1 rRNA gene and 1 pseudogene are annotated in these 2082 nt (G+C 38.1%); both read left to right on the plus strand.

What is annotated here, in order from left to right:
* Window positions 1-79: 79 nt before the first annotated feature.
* Window positions 80-1339 (plus strand): annotated as a pseudogene (locus Q0X72_RS14005) (reverse transcriptase domain-containing protein); the annotation flags it as partial.
* A 168-nt stretch (window positions 1340-1507) separates the two neighbouring features.
* A 23S ribosomal RNA gene (locus Q0X72_RS13750) occupies window positions 1508-2082 on the plus strand; the annotation flags it as partial.

A 2082-nucleotide genomic window follows, 5' to 3' on the forward strand; every position in this document is an offset into this window, starting at 1 on the left:
TTCAGAAAAACGGCTAAGTAAATTACATGAAGAATTAGCCTCACAAAAATACAAACCTAAACCTGCCAAAAGAGTCCCAATACCTAAACCAGATGGGGGCGTACGATATCTAGGTATTTCTTCACAAATCGACAAAATTGTACAGGGAGCTTTACTAATTAAGTTAGAAGCCGTCTACGAACCACAATTTCTGGACGTGTCTTATGGCTTTCGGCCTGGCAAAGGCTGCCATAACGCATTGAAAGAAATCAAGGGCGGTTGGAAAGCGACTACCTGGATAATCAATGTCGACGTTGAAAAATGTTTCGACAAGATTAACCATAAACTGTTGCTAGAAAAACTAGGTAAATCTTGTGATCAACCCACATTAGAGCTAATACGTAAACTATTGAAAGTAGGTTATGTAGATATCCACAATCTGACAAATCGTGTTAATTATAACACTCAGGGAACTCCGCAAGGTAGTCTCATTTCTCCGATCCTCTGTAATATTTATCTTCATGATCTGGATGAATTTGTCGTGAAAGAACTTGTACCTAAGTATAATACTGGGAAAGCTAGGCGTAAAAACCCTGCTTATTCTAAAAGGTATTCTTTGAACGAATCAGACAAAATAATTCTTGATGAATATCCTGAATTGAAAAAATCCTTGGCGCGAGCTAAGCATAATAGATTTGCAACCGGCAAAGTAGGTGTTGCCATGAACCGATTTGATGAATCATTTCGGCGCCTACGCTATGTTAGGTACGCAGATGATTTCCTAATTGGTTTTATTGGGCCTCGTTCCGAAGCCAAAGTGATTTACGAAAAGATAAATGAATTTCTTAGTAGTATTAAACTCTCAGCGAATCAAGAAAAATCCAAAATTTATCATAGTGGGGAGCGTGGTATAAGGTACTTAGGCATGTATCTACGTTATTATACTCACAATAAAATTGAATGGAGGAAAGATGGAAAGGCCACTGGAAAACCTGAAAACGGATTGCCCCACCTTAAAGCCCAGGCCATTAACAATGTGCAATTTAGGGCGCCTATAGATCTTATGTTGAAAAGGCTAATTGAGAAGGGTCTAGCTAAAAAGCGTAAAGACGGAACTGCTCGTGGGACCGCTTATATTAAGTGGAGTATGTTAGAAGACGAAAAGATCGTTTCGCGATATTCCTCAATTATTAGGGGTCTATTAAATTATTATTCTTGTATTAATAAGCGATCCGAGCTCTGGAAAGTATTTGCGGTGCTGAGAAAATCGTGTGCATTAACATTAGCGCATAAACACAAAATGACCTCCGCTGCTAGAGTTTACGCTCGCTACGGTCCAGCTCTAACTATAAGAAATAATTTAGGGATAGAGCAAGCTTCGCTCTTTTACCCGAAGTCCTTAAAAACAAAAATAGACTTCAAAATCAGAAAGGATAGTGTTCAATATCCTGAGATCCTTGACGTTGAAATCGATCTAGTGCCTGGGTCTGATAAGGCCAATTTAAAAACAGGTAATATCTGTGAATACGAGGGATGTGAAGAGGGTAACTATTTGGAAGCCCATCATCTAAATCCCGTGGGGAATCTTAGTAAAAGAAAAGACTTAACAGCGTTTGAGAAAACCTTAATTCGACGAAAGAGAAAAGTGGTTATGCTATGTAAAAAGCACCATTTATTGCTCCATAAAAAGGGCCTCTTTGTGAAAAAAAAGGATTCATAAACGTTTAAATTAAAAATCATTTATATTTCTCAAAAGGAAATATAACAAAAATCCATATGTGTGAGAGCTGTATGCATAAAAACGGTATATGCACGTACAGTTCGGATGCGGGGGTAACTCCCCAAGCATACCCAAAGGTAGCGAAATTCCTTGGCATTTAATTGGTGTCCTGCATGAATGGCGTAACGACTGTCCTACTGTCTCCAATGCAATCTCAGTGAAATTGAATTGTCTGTGAAGATGCAGACTACTCTCGGCTAGACGGAAAGACCCTGTGCACCTTTACTATAGTTATAAATTGTAACAAAACTTTTTTCGTGTAGTATACGTGGTAAGTTTTTACTAAGCTTTAACACAAGTTATTTGTTTAAACACAATTGAAA

The organism is uncultured Muriicola sp., assembly GCF_947258935.1.
Taxonomy (GTDB): domain Bacteria; phylum Bacteroidota; class Bacteroidia; order Flavobacteriales; family Flavobacteriaceae; genus Muriicola.